This window comes from Oleiphilus sp. HI0117 (assembly GCF_001635235.1).
Window position 1 is genome coordinate 1 of the sequence record NZ_LWGA01001422.1, and the last position, 910, is coordinate 910.

The window sequence follows — 910 nt, forward strand, 5'->3', positions numbered from 1 at the left end:
AGCTTAGGCGGGCAGAAGGTGTTAATTTGTGTCTTGAGGGTGAGGGCTTTTCAGGCGGTCGTCCATTATATCTTGAAGTAGACGGGCAGGCTTTTCGTCATAATATAAAGCGTGCAGCAGAAATATCGAAGGCTACTTCTTTAATGGTGGTGCTTAAAGCCAATGCCTACGGTCATGGTCTGATCGAGATGGCAAGGCTTGCTGGCCAGCATGACTTGGCAGTGGCAATTCCCGAAGAAATGCGCCAATTGCGTGAGGCTCAGCTCGCTAATCGAATATGGGTACTTGAAGGACCTTTTGCTAAGGCCTGTATCGAGGATACAAGCAATGTGATTTGGGTGGTCCATAGCTTATGGCAGTTGGCGCTGTTTGAAAATCAAACTCAGGCTTCTGAGTATAAAGTTTGCTTAAAGCTTGATACCGGAATGAATCGCCTGGGTATGAATAGCGAGGACTTTGCACTTGCATTGAAGCGAATTGAGTCAAATCAGTACCTCTCGCTCTATGCTTGTATGACGCACTTCTCAGCAAGTGATTTGCCAGGGGGGGAGCAGGTAGATCAGCAGCTTCAGCGCTTTAATTCTGTTATACAAGATATTGAGTCGGATGAGCTCTTACTGAGCACGGCTAACTCCGGTGGTATTCTATATTATCCTCATAGCCATAAAGATATTGTTCGACCTGGTATTATCTTATATGGCGCAATGCCGTCACCAGAGAAGCAAGACCAGAATTTTGATTTAAAGCCGGTGATGAAATTAAAGTCTGCAATCATGGCTGTTAGAGAGCTTTCTATCGGAGAGCGTGTTGGCTATGGCGGCCGCTGGCGAGCATCTCGTGAATCACGAATTGCAACAGTCGCTTGCGGTTATGGTGATGGTTATCCCCGACATGCACCAGATGGAACGCC

Annotated in this window: 1 protein-coding gene; it reads left to right on the forward strand. The window is 46.9% G+C overall.

From position 1 onward, the window contains the following. Window positions 1–26: 26 nt before the first annotated feature. Window positions 27–910 (forward strand): alanine racemase (gene alr / locus A3757_RS23960; protein WP_197470281.1); only part of this gene is annotated, 884 nt, incomplete at its 3' end.